The 15,514-nt window shown below is 68.5% G+C and carries 15 protein-coding genes and 1 pseudogene; 8 read left to right on the forward strand and 8 right to left on the reverse strand.

Going from position 1 to position 15,514, the window contains the following annotated elements; genetic code table 11:
- The 6 genes and pseudogenes from ACIG5A_RS19665 to ACIG5A_RS19690 all read right to left on the reverse strand — a co-directional run.
- A pseudogene (locus tag ACIG5A_RS19665) lies at positions 1-236 on the reverse strand (ATP-dependent Clp protease ATP-binding subunit); the annotation flags it as partial.
- Positions 237-286: 50 nt separating this feature from the next.
- Positions 287-1,381 (reverse strand): NAD(P)/FAD-dependent oxidoreductase, encoded by a 1,095-nt coding sequence (locus tag ACIG5A_RS19670; protein WP_397241905.1) that lies wholly within the window; start codon positions 1,379-1,381, stop codon positions 287-289.
- 78 nt (positions 1,382-1,459) lie between these two features.
- Complete coding sequence (locus tag ACIG5A_RS19675; protein WP_397241907.1) at positions 1,460-2,335, reverse strand: RNA polymerase sigma-70 factor; 876 nt, start codon at positions 2,333-2,335, stop codon at positions 1,460-1,462.
- Between the two features lie 239 nt (positions 2,336-2,574).
- Complete coding sequence (pssA, locus tag ACIG5A_RS19680; RefSeq protein WP_397243902.1) at positions 2,575-3,480, reverse strand: CDP-diacylglycerol--serine O-phosphatidyltransferase; 906 nt, start codon at positions 3,478-3,480, stop codon at positions 2,575-2,577.
- A complete protein-coding gene (locus ACIG5A_RS19685) occupies positions 3,480-4,235 on the reverse strand; it encodes a phosphatidylserine decarboxylase (RefSeq protein WP_397241909.1) in 756 nt (251 codons plus the stop codon). The genes pssA and ACIG5A_RS19685 overlap by 1 nt, the downstream gene beginning before the upstream one ends.
- Positions 4,236-4,349: 114 nt before the next feature.
- On the reverse strand, positions 4,350-4,622 hold the full coding sequence (locus ACIG5A_RS19690) for a GlsB/YeaQ/YmgE family stress response membrane protein (protein ID WP_397241911.1): 273 nt from the start codon (positions 4,620-4,622) through the stop codon (positions 4,350-4,352).
- Positions 4,623-4,852: 230 nt separating this feature from the next.
- On the opposite strand from ACIG5A_RS19690, the gene ACIG5A_RS19695 reads away from it, so the two are divergent.
- Positions 4,853-5,881 (forward strand): beta-ketoacyl-ACP synthase III, encoded by a 1,029-nt coding sequence (locus tag ACIG5A_RS19695; RefSeq protein ID WP_397241913.1) that lies wholly within the window; start codon positions 4,853-4,855, stop codon positions 5,879-5,881.
- 18 nt (positions 5,882-5,899) lie between these two features.
- Here ACIG5A_RS19695 and ACIG5A_RS19700 read toward each other — a convergent pair whose 3' ends face one another.
- Both ACIG5A_RS19700 and ACIG5A_RS19705 read right to left on the reverse strand, forming a co-directional pair.
- Positions 5,900-6,610, reverse strand: coding sequence for an SIMPL domain-containing protein (locus ACIG5A_RS19700; protein ID WP_397241915.1), 711 nt, complete (start codon positions 6,608-6,610; stop codon positions 5,900-5,902).
- Between the two features lie 40 nt (positions 6,611-6,650).
- Positions 6,651-7,106: an SRPBCC family protein gene (locus ACIG5A_RS19705; RefSeq protein ID WP_397241917.1), complete on the reverse strand. Its 456-nt coding sequence runs from the start codon at positions 7,104-7,106 to the stop codon at positions 6,651-6,653.
- Positions 7,107-7,280: 174 nt separating this feature from the next.
- Between ACIG5A_RS19705 and ACIG5A_RS19710 the strand changes: the two genes are divergently transcribed.
- The 7 genes from ACIG5A_RS19710 (at position 7,281) to ACIG5A_RS19740 (ending at position 15,431) form a co-directional block, all read left to right on the forward strand.
- Complete coding sequence (locus ACIG5A_RS19710) at positions 7,281-7,469, forward strand: hypothetical protein (RefSeq protein ID WP_397241919.1); 189 nt, start codon at positions 7,281-7,283, stop codon at positions 7,467-7,469.
- Positions 7,470-7,512: 43 nt separating this feature from the next.
- Positions 7,513-9,180: an FAD-dependent oxidoreductase gene (locus ACIG5A_RS19715; RefSeq protein WP_397241921.1), complete on the forward strand. Its 1,668-nt coding sequence runs from the start codon at positions 7,513-7,515 to the stop codon at positions 9,178-9,180.
- A 16-nt stretch (positions 9,181-9,196) separates the two neighbouring features.
- Positions 9,197-10,690 (forward strand): ATP-binding protein, encoded by a 1,494-nt coding sequence (locus ACIG5A_RS19720; protein WP_397243904.1) that lies wholly within the window; start codon positions 9,197-9,199, stop codon positions 10,688-10,690.
- Complete coding sequence (locus ACIG5A_RS19725) at positions 10,687-11,040, forward strand: UBP-type zinc finger domain-containing protein (RefSeq protein WP_397241923.1); 354 nt, start codon at positions 10,687-10,689, stop codon at positions 11,038-11,040. Before ACIG5A_RS19720 ends, ACIG5A_RS19725 begins: the two co-directional genes overlap by 4 nt.
- Before the next feature lie 181 nt (positions 11,041-11,221).
- Positions 11,222-11,629 (forward strand): hypothetical protein, encoded by a 408-nt coding sequence (locus ACIG5A_RS19730; protein WP_397241925.1) that lies wholly within the window; start codon positions 11,222-11,224, stop codon positions 11,627-11,629.
- A 49-nt stretch (positions 11,630-11,678) separates the two neighbouring features.
- Positions 11,679-13,958 (forward strand): AAA family ATPase, encoded by a 2,280-nt coding sequence (locus tag ACIG5A_RS19735; RefSeq protein WP_397241927.1) that lies wholly within the window; start codon positions 11,679-11,681, stop codon positions 13,956-13,958.
- A gap of 165 nt (positions 13,959-14,123) precedes the next feature.
- The gene (locus ACIG5A_RS19740) at positions 14,124-15,431 is read left to right on the forward strand and encodes a hypothetical protein (RefSeq protein ID WP_397241929.1); all 1,308 of its coding nucleotides are present in this window, start codon (positions 14,124-14,126) and stop codon (positions 15,429-15,431) included.
- Positions 15,432-15,514 lie beyond the last annotated feature (83 nt).

Genomic DNA, 15,514 nt, shown 5'->3' on the forward strand with positions numbered 1-15,514 from the left:
TTGGCCAGCACCGGCTGGGGGGGGCCCTGTTGGGTGACACCCTGGTTTACGCGTATAGGGGACCATGCGGCGCCGGCGCGCGGGGCCTGGTCGACGATGGGGCCGATCAGATGAGCGCCCACTTCGCCGAGATGTCCTGCGGCGACGACCGCGTCGGACAGTTGATCCAGCGCGCTGTCTGGTCGGGCTTTCTTTATGGCGTCGATCAAATCGTCGAGCCGGAGCGGAGAGGTCATGCGTCAACCATAGGTTGACGATCGGTCGCCGTCAACCCTTGGTTGACGAATTAGGACAGTCCCGCACCCGCCGCCGCGAACCGGACAACGCGCTCCTTCAGCCAGGCCGCCGAACGGCCGGTGAGCACGGTCTTCGCGGGGGAATCGTCGGCATGCAGCACCTGAATCAGGCCGTCGTCCCGACCGAGGCTCAGGCACTGGACGAGGTAGCGGAACTTCATCGGCCGCGGTTCGCGACCCTGGATCCGCGCACTGATCACCTCCGCCGCGTACATGCCGGTCGGCAAAGCGGTCGCGCAGGCCATCCGCAGCTCCCGCCCGCCGGGTCCGGCGATGACGGCGCAATCGCCCGCCGCGTACACGTCGGGATGGGAGACCGAGCGCAGCGACGCATCGGTCAGCACCCGGCCGCCGCCGTCCACCGCGAGACCGGTGCGCGCGGCCAGATCGGGCACATCGAATCCGGCGGTCCACACCGTCGCCGCGGCGGCAACCAGTTCACCGTCGGCCAACCAGACGCCATCGCCGGTCACCTCGACAACCTTGACGCCGCCACGGATTTCGACGCCGAGCCGCTCGAGCACCCGCCGCACATGCGCGCTCGCCTTCGGTGCGAGCCAGGCGGCGGGCTCCTCCGCGCCGAGCAGCACCACCCGCGTATCGGGCTGCGCCTCAGCCAATTCCGCGGCGAGCTCGATTCCCGTTGCGCCGGAACCGATTACCGCCACCGGCCCGGTGCCGAGGGACGCGGGCAGCCGCCGCACGTCCTCCGGTGTCGCCACCGAGTAGGCGTATTCGGCGACGCCGGGCACCGCCCCGGTGCCTCCGGTGCTGCCGAGCGCGTAGACGAGGGTGTCGTAGCCGAGTGCGGGCGCGTCATCGAGCAGCACCTGCTTGCGCTCGGTATCGATCTCGGTCGCCCGCGCCTGAACGAAGCGGATCCGCTTGCGCTCGAGCAGTTCTCGCAGATCCCAGGAGGCGATCGGTTGCCCGGCGGCCTGCTGGTGCAGGCGCACCCGCTCGACGAATTCGGCGCGCGCGTCGACCACGGTGATCTCGGCCTCCCGCGCGGTGCGCGCGAACCGCTTGGCCGCCGACAACCCCGCGTACCCCGCGCCCAGGATGACGATCCGATGTCCGCTCATGATGTGTCCTTTCGCTTGCCGACACACCTCAGACTCGACAGCCACCCGATCCATGACAGGCCACGGGCATGAGCCGGGTCACACCCGGCTCAGGTACCCGAGCTTGTCCGGATTGAGGATGAGCCGCAGCCCGGTCACCACATCCGCCGTCGTCTCGACGCCGACCACGCCGAACGGGGTGCCGGTGATCCGCGCGACCACCGCGTAGGCGCCGTTGATCTCCTCCAGCACGACCTCCAAACCCGGGATCTCGCGCTGGAACAGCCCGGCCGCGTAGCGCGCGACATTGTGCGCGCCGAGGATCGGCCGCCTGGCCGCGGTGACGATGCCGCCGCCGTCGGCCGTCGCGACGGCGTCCGCGGCCAGCATCCGCTCCAGCGCCTCGATATCGCCGGTGCGCGCGGCCTTGAGGAATCGCTCGATCAGCTCACGCCCCTGGTCCCGCGGCCTGTCGTAGCGCGAGTGTCCTTCGCGCACGCGCAGACTCGCCCTGCGGAAGATCTGCTGCGAGTTCGACTCGGTCACCGCGAGCATGTCGGCGATCTCCCGATGCGCATATCCGAATGCTTCGCGCAAAACGAAAACCGCGCGCTCGACCGGGCTCAACCGCTCCAGGGTGGTCAGCAGCGCCAGCGAGACCAGCTCGCGCTCCTCGACGGTTTCCAGCGGCCCGAGCTGACCGCGCGCGGTGGGCACCGGCTCGGGCAGCCATGGCCCGACATAGCTCTCCCTGCGCGCCCGCGCCGAAACCAGCCAGCTGCGGCACAGATTCACCAGCACCGTGGTGAGCCAGGCCTCGGCGGACCGGATTTCGGCGCGCTCGGCGCCGTCCCAGCGCAGATACGTTTCCTGCACCGCGTCCTCGGCCTCGGTCGCCGAGCCGAGCATCCGATAGGCCAGCGCGAACAAGCGAGGCCGATGCGTCTGAAAGACGCGCAGTCCATCCTCTTCCACCGGTACCCTCTCCCGCGTTCGCTCGCTCGTGATGACCGTACCGCTCACAATCGATCGCGCGCGCGGGTGCTCCAGCAGCACACTCGCGAACCGGCCCGCATCGAACCACCGCCACAGCCGCAATCCCCCGAGCTCGAATTCACCGAGCCCGAACCCCCCGAGTGCCGCAAGAGTGTTCATATCACCCGAGCGTCCGCCGCCATTCTTAGCGAAACCTTAAGGAAGGCCAGCAGTTCGGATCAATGTTGGATCTCGTCGGGCTGCCGCTGCTTACCGCCGGGGCGGCGCAACCGAAGGCGCGCACCGGAATCGCGGATCACCGGACGGCGGATGACCGGACGGCGCCGATCGGCCCGCCGCTGCGCCCTGCGCTCGGAAGGCTTGTGCTGCCACGTTTCCGGGCGCGCGGCCACCCAGCGCTGCGAGCGCCAGGCGAACGGAATGTGGCCCAGGTACAGCGCGACGAGCACGAGCAGCAGCACGATCGGGAAGGTGACCAGCGCGGCCGCCGCGACCGCGACGAGCACGAGCAGACCCGCCGCTGCCTGCGGCGCCACCGACACCGATTTCATGGCCAGCGTCGGAATCGTGGACACCGCGAGCGCCGCGGCGAAGATCGTCCAGACCGCGCACTCGTAGAAGCCGACCCACCAGCCGTCGCCGAACTGCTTGAGCAGCGCGATCGGCACCAGCGCGATGAGCGCGGCCGCGGGCGCGGGCACGCCGACGAAGTACTCACGCGACCAATCGGGCCTGGTGTCGTCGTCGAGCAGCGTATTGAACCTGGCCAGCCGCAGCACGATGCTCACCGCGTACAGCAGCGCGATGATCCAGCCCGCGCTCTCCCGATCGAGCACGGTCACGTACAGCACCAGCGCGGGCGCGACGCCGAAAGAGATTGCGTCCGAGAGCGAGTCCAGCTCGGCGCCCATCTTGGAGGTGGCGTCGAGCATGCGGGCGAGCCTGCCGTCGAGCGTATCGAGCACCGCGGCCGCGCCGATCATGGCGAGCGCGAGATCGAGCTTGCCGTCCAGCGCGAACTTCACCGCGGACAGCCCGGCGCATAGCGCCAGGATGGTCACGATGCTCGGTAGCAGCCGGATGGGTCTCGGTCGTCGCTTCGGCGTTGGCAGTGCCGCCTCCATCATGAGTCGGTGGTTGATGAACCGGCCCGCGTTGAACCAGGAGAGTTCAATTCGGCCAAAACAGTCTCGGCCCCGATGGTGCGCTGGCCGGGCTGTACGAGCAGGGTGGTGCCCGCGGGGAAATAGGTGTCGACCCTGGAGCCGAATCGGATCAGCCCGTAGGTCTCGCCGATGGTCAGTTTGTCATTGGGCCTGGCATCGCAGACGATGCGACGCGCCAGCAGTCCGGCGATCTGCACGACGACGATCTGCTGACCGGCCTCGGTCTCCAGCACCATGCTGTTGCGCTCGTTGACCGAACTGGCCTCGGGCAGATCGGCCGAGCGGAACTGACCGGCCTGGTGCAGGACCTGGCGCACCACACCGGAGACCGGGGTGCGCTGCACGTGCACGTCGAGCACGGAAAGGAAGATGCTCACCCGGGGCAGCGGCTTGTCGCCGAGGCCCAATTCCGCGGGCGGAGCGGCGGTGTCGACGAGCGCGACCTCACCGTCGGCGGGCGCGACGACCACACCGGGACGGTTCGGCGGGACCCGGTGCGGGTGCCGGAAGAAGGTCGCGCATGCCGCGGCGGCGAACAGGCCGGTGCGCCGCACCCACTTGCGCTTGCCGCCGACGACAGCGATGGCCAGCGGCGCGGCGACGAACGGCAGCCCGGCCGGGTGCAGCGGGGGAATCGCATTGCGGACCAGATCGGCGACATGGCCGATTCCGGTGCGTTCGGGCGTGCCGGGCGGGGTGGGACGGCGTGCCACAGGCTCCTCTTTCGTGCTCGGTGCAGATGGATTGCGCCCCTCAACGATAGGTCCAGCGCAAGCGATCACACCTTACGGGACGGAGCCCGTGGCCGCCCTCTTCTCAGTGACCGGTCAACGACTGATCCGGCTGCCCATCACGAGCTTCACCAAGAACAACAGAATCACCGCGCCGCCGAGGCAGGTGAAGAAGCTGAACCACAGGCCGGCGCCCTCCACATCGACGTTGAACAACTTCAAGACAAAGCCACCGAGCAGGCCGCCGACCACGCCCACCACGATGTTCAGCAGGATGCCCTGTTGCGCATCCGTCTTCATGATCTTGCTGGCGATCCAGCCGGCAAGTCCGCCGATGATGATCCACCCGATAATCCCCAGACCGAGCATGGTGTCCTCGCATCACTAGTTGGGAACACGCCACCATTGAGCCGGTGACGTGCTAACGGGGGTGTACCCGCGCAATGTGAGAATACGCACTCGCATCCGGCGACCCGGGGGCTAATATGAGGGGGCCTCATGTCTACGGAATCGTAGGTATCGGGTCGGATGAGGGAATCATTTCCGAGGCTTCGGGGTACAACCCGGCGGCGCCGCCGCAGGTACATAGGAGACGGACCATGGCTGCTCGAATCGCCCAGACCACAGGGCCAGAGCACACCGCGATCCTCGGGCTCGGCGTATACCGCCCGGCTCGGGTGGTCACGAACGACGAGGTGGCGGGCCCGATCAACTCGAGCGACGAGTGGATTCGAACCAGGTCCGGAATCAAGACGAGGCGCTTCGCGTCGGAGTCGGAGACCATTCAGAGCATGAGCGTGGCGGCCGCGCGCGGCGCGCTCGAATCGTCGGGGGTCGACGTCGATCAGGTCGATTGCGTGATCGTTGCTACGTCCTCACATCTGTTGCTGACACCGGCCGCCGCGCCACAGATCGCGACCGAACTGGGCATGAACGGCGCTGCGGCATTCGACATTTCGGCGGGCTGCGCCGGCTTCTGTCACGCGCTGGCGCTCGCATCGGATCTGGTCCGCGGCGGCACCTCGGCGCACGTGCTCGTCATCGGCGTGGAGAAGCTGACCGACACCATCAACCCGGCCGACCGCTCGACGGCCTTCCTGTTCGCCGACGGCGCGGGCGCCGTCGTCGTCGGCCCGTCCGAGACCCAGGGCATCGGCCCGACGGTCTGGGGTTCGGACGGCACCCAGCATCACGCGATCCGGCAGGACAAGAACTGGATCGAGTTCTTCGCCGAGATCGACGAGAAGGGCCTGGACGCGGTGCGGCCCTACCTGACGATGGAGGGCACGGCGGTATTCCGCTGGGCCGCACACTCGCTGGAGAAGGTGTGCCGCGACGCGATCGACCGCGCCGGGCTGTCCACCGAGGATCTGGACGCGATGATCCCGCACCAGGCCAACGGGCGGATCATCGAGATCATGGCCAGGGTGCTCAAGCTGCCGGAGCGCACCGCGCTCGCCAACGACATCGAGGAGAACGGCAATACCTCGGCCGCCTCGATCCCGCTGGCCATGGAGGCGCTGCTGCGCAAGGGCGAGTCGAAGCCGGGCGATACCGCGCTGCTCATCGCGTTCGGCGCCGGTCTCTCCTACGCCGCACAGGTCGTCAATCTGCCCAACTGGAAGTAGATCTCAGCTCATTCAACTTCAACCCAGCGACCAGGTGACCTTCACGCTGAACGTCACCGTCTGGGTGCCCGGTTCCAGCGCGAACGCATCGGGGGCGGAGCCCGCGACCTTCGCGTTGCTGATGTCGTCGCGGTTGCTGGCCTCGCTGATGGTCTTGACGTCCTTCAGCTTCAGCCCGGCCAGCACCGCGTACTGCTCCGCACGCGATTTCGCGTCGGCGAAGGCGCGGGCCCGCGCGTCGGAGAGCAGTTTGGAATTGTCGTCGAGCGCGAAAGACACACCGCGCAGGCGGGTTTCGTTGCCGCCCGCCTTGATCGCGCCGTCGAGCACGGCCGACGCCTTCGGCAGGTCGCGCACGACGACGTGCACCATGTTGGTGGCGCGGTAGCCGATGACGGTGTTGCCGCCGTCCGGGCCGTTCGCGTACTGCGGCTGGATGGCGACGTCGTTGGTGCGGATGTCCTCGCGGCTTGCGCCCGCGGCCACCATCGCGTCGGTCATCGCCTTCGACTTCTCGTTCGCGCCGGAGATGGCCGCGGACACGTTGTCCGCGGTCACCTCGACGCCGATATCCGCATTCAGGCTGTCCGGGGCGCCGCGCACCTTGCCGGTGCCGACCACCGTGACATCACGGTCGGCGCCACCGTCGGCGGAGCCACATCCGGTGAGCAGCAGGCCGGTACCCGCTATGGCGGCGATGGCCGCCGCACCACGCGTCATTGGTCGCATAGCCGGAACTTACGCGCATCAGCGTGCGCGCGTGGCGACCTCAGCCGCGCGATTCCACCGCGGCCTTGATCCGGCCGAGGGTCACCTGCATGCCGTCGACGAGATCGGCCTCGAAAGACTGCTCGCCGCCGAGCACCGCGTCGATCACCTTGCGTACCGGTAGCGAGACGCCGTTGGGCACATCGCGGCGCTGGATGAGCTTGGTACCGGTCGCGGTCGGCTCCAGGGTGTAGCTCCAGACGGTGAAGTTCTCGTTCATCCGGAAGGCGAAGGCCTGGTTGGGTTCATAGCGCACGATGCGCGAGGTGGTCGGGTAGTACTTCTTGCCGTCCTTGTTCCAGTTGACGGTCCATGTCCCCGCCTTCGGGGTGCCGAGCGGAACCATCTTGACGGTGTGCGGGCTGAATTCGGAGACCCGCTTGAAGTCGGAGACCACCGCCCAGACCTGCTCCGGCGGCGCCGAGATATCGATGGTGGCTTCGAGTGTGTTCGGCAACGGTGCCTCCGATTGATGTGACTGCTGGTATCGGACATTATTAATCGGGAAGACAGTTACGTCACATTTTCGCATGTTGCACTTCGGCCTCTGTAATACCGAGCGCACAATTACTTATAGACGAAGCATCAGACACAGCCACCAGCTTTCCCGTCCAACGTGAGGTGATCGGCCGTGAAACTGCGCTCCCTCCTCCACCGCCGCCCGGCGGATCAGGTTCCCGTGCTTCCCGCTGTCGAACCCGAAGACGGGCTTTCCCTCCGTGGCACTTTCGCCCTACGCACCAAGCCCGCGCAGGAAGAACGGCTCGAACGCCTGCTAACGCCCAGCGAACTGGATATGGTCCGGCATCGGCAGGTCTGAAACGGCCGCGACACAGAGATCACCGAGGCTCCATACTCGTGAGGTGACTTCACCCGCTGCTACGAAGCCGGCCATCCTCAGCGTCGACGACGATCCAGGGGTTTCCCGCGCCGTCGTGCGTGACCTGCGCCGCCGCTACGGGGCCGATTACCGGATTCTGCGTGCGGAATCGGGCGCACAGGCGCTTGAGGCACTGCGTGAGATGAAACTGCGCGGCCAGCCGGTCGCGGTACTGATCGCCGATTACCGGATGCCAGGCATGGACGGCATCGAATTCCTGGAGCAGGCGATGGACCTGCACCCGTACGCCCGGCGTGTGCTGCTGACCGCCTATGCCGACACCAGCGCCGCGATCGACGCGATCAACGTCGTCGACCTCGACCACTATCTGCTCAAGCCGTGGGATCCGCCGGAGGAGAAGCTGTATCCGGTGCTCGACACGCTGCTCGAGGCCTGGCGCGGCAGCGAACACCGCCCGGTCACCGAGACGAAGGTGGTCGGCAACCGCTGGTCGCCGCGCTCCTCGCAGGTGCGGGAGTTCCTGGCGCGCAACCAGTTGCCCTACCGCTGGTACCTGGCCGACGAGCCCGAGGGCGCGCGCCTGCTCGAGGCGGCGGGCACCGATGCCGAGCGCTGCCCGGTGGTGATCACCGCGACCGGGCAGGCGCTGGTCCAACCCTCCGATGGTGAGCTGGCCGAGAACGTCGGGCTCACCACGATGCCCACCGGCGACTTCTACGACCTCATCGTGGTCGGCGGCGGCCCGGCCGGGCTCGGCGCCGCGGTGTACGGCGCGTCCGAGGGGCTGCGCACGGTGCTGGTGGAGCGCACCGCGACCGGCGGACAGGCCGGGCAGAGCTCGCGCATCGAGAACTACCTCGGCTTCCCCGACGGGGTGTCCGGCGCGCAGCTGGCGGACCGTGCGCGGCGGCAGGCGGCCAAATTCGGCGCCGAGGTGATCACCACCCGCGAGGTGGTCGGGCTCGAGGTGAACGGGTCGGCCCGCACGGTGCGCTTCGCCGACGGCGGGAAGCTGTGCGCGCACACCGTGATCATCGCGACCGGCGTCGACTACCGCCGCCATCCCGCACCCGGCGTCGACGACTTCACCGGGCGCGGCGTCTATTACGGCTCGGCGATGACCGAGGCCACCGAATGCGCCGATCACGACGTCTACATCGTCGGCGGCGCGAATTCGGCCGGGCAGGCCGCGGTGTTCCTGTCCCGCAACGCGCGAACGGTGCACCTGGTGGTGCGCGGTGATTCGCTGGACAAATCCATGTCGCACTACCTGATTCAGCAGATCGCGCAGATTCCGAATATCAAGGTGCACACCCGCACCGAGGTGACCGCCGCCGACGGCGACGATCACCTGCAGCGAATCGTGTTGCGCAACAACGAGACGGGAGCCGACGAGAAGGCGGACGCGGAGCGGCTGTTCCTGTTCATCGGCGCCGCGCCGCAGACCGACTGGCTCGACGGCGTGGTCAAGCGCGACGCCGCTGGCTATGTGCTCGCCGGGCCGGACCTGGTGGTCGACGGCGGCAGGCCCGCGGGCTGGGAGCTGCCGAGACCGCCGCATCACCTGGAGACCAGCGTCCCCGGCGTCTTCGTCGCCGGTGACGTACACGCCGATTCGGCCAAGCGGGTCGCCTCCGCGGTCGGCGAGGGCGCGATGGCCGTCATGCTCGTGCACCGCTACCTGGCATAACCGAAAGGCTTGGATGATGAATTCGACTGATGCCGAGGCCGATCGCCACAGCAGGCTGGTGTGCGATCCCGACGAACTGCGCAGCCTGTTCCTGTTCGAGAAGCTCACCGACGCACAGCTCGAGGAGCTGTGCAGGGATGGGCGGGTCGAAACCATCGCGCCGGGACTGGTTTTCCGCGAGGGCGATCCGGCGACGTGCTTCTACGTGCTGATGGACGGCGAGGTACGGCTGACCAAGATCTCCAGCGGCGCCGAGATCGAGATGGTGCGCACCGATCATCACGGCGCCTACTCGGGCGCCTGGATGGCCTACATCGGTGACAAGGTCGAGCAAACCTACAGCGGCACAATGTATGTGACCCGCGAATCCCGGTTCTTCGTGCTCGACGCGCCGACCTTCGCGCGGATCATGAACGAGTGGTTCCCGATGGCGGTGCACCTGCTGGAGGGCGCTTTCTTCGGCAACAGGAACACCAACGCCCGCATCGGCGAGCGCGAACGGCTGCTCGCGCTCGGCTCGCTGTCGGCAGGCCTGACCCACGAGCTGAACAATCCGGCGGCCGCCGCGGTGCGGGCCACCTCGGGCCTGCGCGAGCGCGTCGCCGGTATGCGGCACAAGCTCGCGATGATGGCCGAGGGCAAATTCCAGCCGGAAGTGCTTGTCACGCTGGTGCGTTTGCAGGAGGAGGCCGCGGCCCAGGTGGCCAAGGCGCCCGAGCTGACGCCGATGGAGGCGGCCGATCGCGAGGACCTGCTCGGCGAATGGCTGGAGGAGCACGAGATCGCCGACGGCTGGAATCTGGCGCCGAACTTCGTGCAGGCCGGTTTCGACGTCGACTGGCTGGAGCGGGTGTGGGGCACGCTGGAGGGCTGTCCGAACAAGGTGTTCGAGGGCGCGATCCGCTGGCTCAACTACACCATCGAGACCGAGCTGCTGATGAACGAGATCTCCGACTCGACCACCAGGATCTCCTCGCTCGTCGATGCGGCCAAACAGTATTCGCAGATGGACCGCGCCCCCTTCCAGGTGGTCGACATCCACGATCTGCTCGACAGCACACTGGTGATGCTCAGCCGCAAGATCGGCGACGGCATCACGGTGGTCAAGGAGTATGACCGCGCGCTGCCCCAGGTGCCCTGCTACGCGGCGGAATTGAATCAGGTGTGGACCAACCTGATCGACAACGCGGTGTACGCCATGCACGGCGAGGGCAGGCTGACCATCCGCACCAGGCACGAGAACGACTGCGCGGTCGTGGAAATCGGCGACACCGGCCCCGGCATCCCCGAGGCGGCGCGCGGGCGGGTGTTCGAGCCGTTCTTCACCACCAAACCCATGGGTGAGGGCACCGGGCTCGGCCTGGATATCTCGTTCCGCATCGTGGTGAACAAGCACGGCGGCGATATCCACGTAGATTCCCAACCAGGCGACACCAGATTCATCGTCCGGCTGCCGCTGAACCGTCCAGACGACACCGGGGCAGCACCCGAAGCAGGAGGCCAGCAATGACGCGGGAACTCGAAGGGATCGATCAGTCGGTACCGCCCAGCGGACCGGGCTGTATGGAATGCGAAGCGGCACAGGGCTGGTGGGTGCACCTGCGCCGGTGCGCCCAGTGCGGGCACGTCGGCTGCTGCGACACCTCGCCCGAACAGCACGCGAGCAAGCACGCCAAGGACACCGGGCACCCGTTCATCCAGAGCTTCGAGCCGGGCGAGGACTGGTTCTGGGATTTCCGCAGCGAGGAAATGTACAACGGCGGACCGGAATTGGCCGCGCCGACCCATCACCCCGAGGATCAGGGCGTGCCAGGCCCGCGCGGCCGGGTACCGGCCGACTGGCAGGACCACATCCACTGACGGCCTTCAGCCATCGATTGGCGGACGCCAAGGCGCGCAACCGATCCTGGAATCGGTTGCGCGGGAATGTCTGCGACCGATATTTACATTGAGGCTCTGATCACAACGTCGGCGGAGCACCCGGTACGCTGCCAACGCGCCGGAGGCTCCGGCGCGTCTCGACCACCGGGGAACCCACGATATGAAGCGTAATTTCGTCATCGCTCTGGCCGCCGCTTCGGTAGCTCTGACGCTGACCGGCTGCGGCCAGTCCAAAGACGAGTCCACCGACGCGAACGGCCTGCGCAAGGGCACGCCGAGCACCAGCTCGACCGCGAGCCCGGCGAGCACGCCGAGCGCGGGCGCGTCGACGACGCCGGGCAAGCCCGCCGCGGCGGGCGCGGCATCGAAGACCACCTGTGCCGAATTCAAGAAGCTGGACAGCGCGGCCGAGAAGACGCTGATCGAGCAGATCCTGGCGGAGAACCCGGGCAGCCCGTTCGACGGCAGCCCGAATGTCGCGCTCGGCACCGCGAAACTGGTCTGCCTGTCCTCCTCGGTGGCCGACACGCCGGTCGCGGTGGCGGCGGGTATCGCCAAGGACAAGTAAGCCGACCGGTCCCACCGCGCGCGCCGCGTCACCCGGGCAGAATGACACGGTGGCAGATCTCGCACTCACCGCCCGTTTGAATCCGTCCGCGGCCGATGCCAGGCGCGGGATGGTGCGGCTGCATCCCGAGGCGCTCGCCGCGCTCGGGCTGCGCGAGTGGGACGGTATCGCGCTGATCGGGTCGCGGCGCACCGCGGCGGTGGCCGGGGTCGCGCCCGCGGGCACACCCGCCGGGGTGGCACTGCTCGACGACGTCACGCTGTCCAATGCCGGGCTGCGCGAGAACGCGACCGTGGTGATCGCGCCGGTGACCGTATACGGCGCCAAGCAGATTTCGGTGAGCGGTTCGGTGCACGCCACCCGCACCATCCCCGCCGCGACGCTGCGCCAAGCGCTGCTCGGCAAGGTGGTGACGGTAGGCGACGCGGTCTCACTGCTGCCGCGCGATCTCGGCCCCGACATCAGCTCGGCCGCCGCGAGTCAGGCGCTCTCGCGCACCTTCGGCATCGCGTGGACCACCGAGCTGCTCACGGTGACGGCGATCGATCCCGGTCGCGGCCCGGTCAGCGTGCAGCCCAATACCTCGGTGGTGTGGGGCGCGGGCGTCGTCGCCGCGCGCGACGCCGCCGACCGGGCGCTGACCGAATCGGTGACGACCGGTAAGACACTGCCCAACGCGATCGCGATCGATGCGCTGGCCATGGCCGACGGCAGCTCCGCCGACGCGACCGTCGCACCGGGCCGCAGTGCCGGAAGCGGTGAGTGGACGGCGCCGGTCGCGGTGGAGGATCTGGCGGGCGTGCGCGGCCAGGCCGCGAAGCTCGACGAGTGGCTGCGGCTCGCGCTCGACGAGCCAGAGCTGCTCAAAACCCTCGGCGCCAGACCACATCTCGGCGTGCTGATCACCGGACCGGCCGGCGTCGGCAAGGCGACGCTGGCCCGCGCGGTGACCGCGCCGCGCCGCATCGTCGAGCTGGACGGGCCGACGGTCGGCGCGGCGGAGAGCGGCGCGAGGCTGCGCGAGGTCGCGGCCGCGGTGGCCGATATCGGCTCGGGCCAGGGCGGGATCCTGCTGATCACCGATATCGACGCGCTGCTGCCCGCGCAGGCCGAACCGGTCGCCACGCTGATCCTCGACCAGCTGCGCGCCGCGGTGGCCGAGCCGAGTGTCGCCTTCCTCGCGACCACCGCGCATCCGGCCGGTATCGACACCCGTTTGCGCGCACCGGATCTGTGCGACCGCGAACTCGCGCTGGCGCTGCCCACCGCGACGGTGCGCAAGGCGCTGCTGGAACAGCTGCTGCGCAAGGTGCCGACCGAGGAGCTGAAGCTCGACGAGATCGCCGCGCGTGCACCGGGTTTCGTGGTCTCCGATCTGGCGGCCCTGTGCCGGGAGGCGGCGCTGCGCGCGGCATCGCGTGCCAGCAAACAGCAGTCGGAGCCGCGGCTGACGCAGCAGGATCTGCTCGGCGCGCTCGAGGTTATCCGGCCGCTCTCCCGTTCGGGCATGGAGGAACTCGCGATCGGCAGCCTCGGGCTCGACGATGTCGGCGATATGGCCGAGACCAAGCAGGCGCTGACCGAATCGGTGCTGTGGCCACTGCGCCATCCGGATTCGTTCGCGCGCCTCGGCATCGAACCGCCGCGCGGCGTGCTGCTCTACGGGCCGCCCGGCTGCGGCAAGACCTTCCTGGTGCGTGCGCTGGCCGGTACCGGCCAGCTCAGCGTGCACGCGGTGAAGGGCGCGGAGCTGATGGACAAGTGGGTCGGCGCCTCCGAGCGTGCGGTGCGCGAATTGTTCCAGCGCGCACGGGATTCCGCACCCTCACTGATCTTCCTCGACGAGATCGACGCGCTCGCGCCGCGCCGCGGGCAGAGCGGCGACTCCGGCGTCGGCGATCGGGTGGTCGCCGCGCTGCTGACCGAACTGGACGGCGTCGAGCCGCTGCGCGATGTGGTGGTGCTCGGCGCGACCAACCGGCCGGAGCTGATCGATCCCGCGCTGCTGCGACCGGGGCGGCTGGAACGGCTGATCTTCGTACCGCCGCCGGACGCGGACGCGCGGCGGGCGATCCTGGATACGGCGGGCGCGTCGGTGCCGCTGGCCGACGACGTCGACCTCGGCGCGCTGGCCGGCGAGCTGGACGGCTATTCGGCGGCCGACTGCGCGGCGCTGCTGCGCGAGGCCGCGCTCGCCGCGATGCGCCGCGATGTGGCCGCCGCCGATGTCACCGCGGCCGATGTGGCCGCGGCCAAGGCGGTGGTGCGGCCGTCATTGGATGCCGAACAGGTCGAATCGCTGCGGCGCTACGCGGAACAACGCGGTTAGGCCGGACCGGCCCGCCGCCGCGCGAACACGACACCGCGGCAAACACGAACACGATGGCAAACACCCGGTGATCACCAGTTTCCTGGCCGTAAAACCTTTCCGACATGACTCGGCAAAGTGATGGCAATCACAGGTTCGCGGGTCCGGCGCAGGTATGTTCGGCAGGTGCGACGGATAGGCGATGTGGTCGACGCGATGGCGGCCTTCCTTGGCGCCGCGGTCGCGGGTATCGCCCTGTTCCTGCCGATCACCTTCAGCTGGCCCGCGGACAGCACTCCGTATCGCGTCGCCAGCCTGATCAACAGCGTCCCGCGCGGCGCGGCGCTCGGCATGATCGTCGGTGTCGCCGTCGCGGTGGTGGTGACCACCTTCGGCCGCCCGGTGACCGGATGGCTGCTCGCGCTGGTGGGCGGCGGCGGCCTGCTGATCAATCACATTGCCGGCAGCCATGTTTCCTCGGCCGAGATGCTGACCACCCAGAACTACGTGGACGCGGTGTGCGCGGGCGCACTGCTCGGCGCGCTCGGCGCGGCGGTGCTGCGCAGGCCGGTGCCCGCCATGGGATTCGCGCTCGGCACCGCGAGCTTCCTGATCTTCAGCGATGTCGCCGAACTGCTGGAGATCGCCGACAACGACCCGTACGCGGTGCTGGAGGCGCCGCCGCGCTGGCTCATCGTCGTCGCGCTGATCATGCTGTTCCTCGGCGCCTGCCACAACCGGTCGACGCCGAAGGAACCGAATGCGTGGCGGGTCGCTGTCGAGCTGCCCATCACCCCGATCCTCGCCGCCATGGTGCTCGGCCTGGTGATGCTTTCGGTCTTCGAATGGCTGGCCCGCCAATACGAACAGGCGCCGGATATCGGGCACGGTGTCGATGTCGGGCTCGCCGTAGTGGCGACGGTGCTCGCGGCCACCGCGGCGGCCATGCTGCTGCCCGGCCGTGACGGTGCGGGCGTCTACCTGGCCGTCAGCCTGATCACCACCGCGGACGCCTTCGGCGATGCCACCAGGCCGACCTGGAATGTGCTCGGGATGATCGCGCTCACCGCGGTCGGGCTGGCCGCCGGAATCCGGTTCCCCTCCTACACGCTCGCGATCACGGTGATCGGCGTAGTCGGCGCGCTCGCCATCTTCCGCACCACGCACGACAACGCGATCGTCTTCGTCGCCGGCGGCTGCGTGCTCGCCACCGTCGCCGGATACTGCTGCAGCACAGTCCATCCCAGGTACGCACCGAGCGCGGTACTCGCACTCGCCGCGCTGTACCTGCCGTCGATAGTGACCGCGATGCCGCTCGTCCACCAGGGCTGGCCGAGCCACGATCTGCGCGAGCACACCGGCACACCCGGCACGGCGGCGCTGGCCGTCACCCTCTGCAGCGCGGTGGGTTTGGCTGTGCTGTACCGGATTCGGCCGCGCAGCCGCAGCAGGCCCGCCGTCGAGGCGGAGGATGAAACGTTTGCGGACACATAGCCACATCGGCGCCGCTATAGCGAACGCCATAGCGGCTCGAAGCGCGAAAACCCCTGGCTCGTCCCTACGATTGTGCGGCATAA

Source organism: Nocardia sp. NPDC052566 (genome assembly GCF_044547285.1).
GTDB lineage: Bacteria > Actinomycetota > Actinomycetes > Mycobacteriales > Mycobacteriaceae > Nocardia.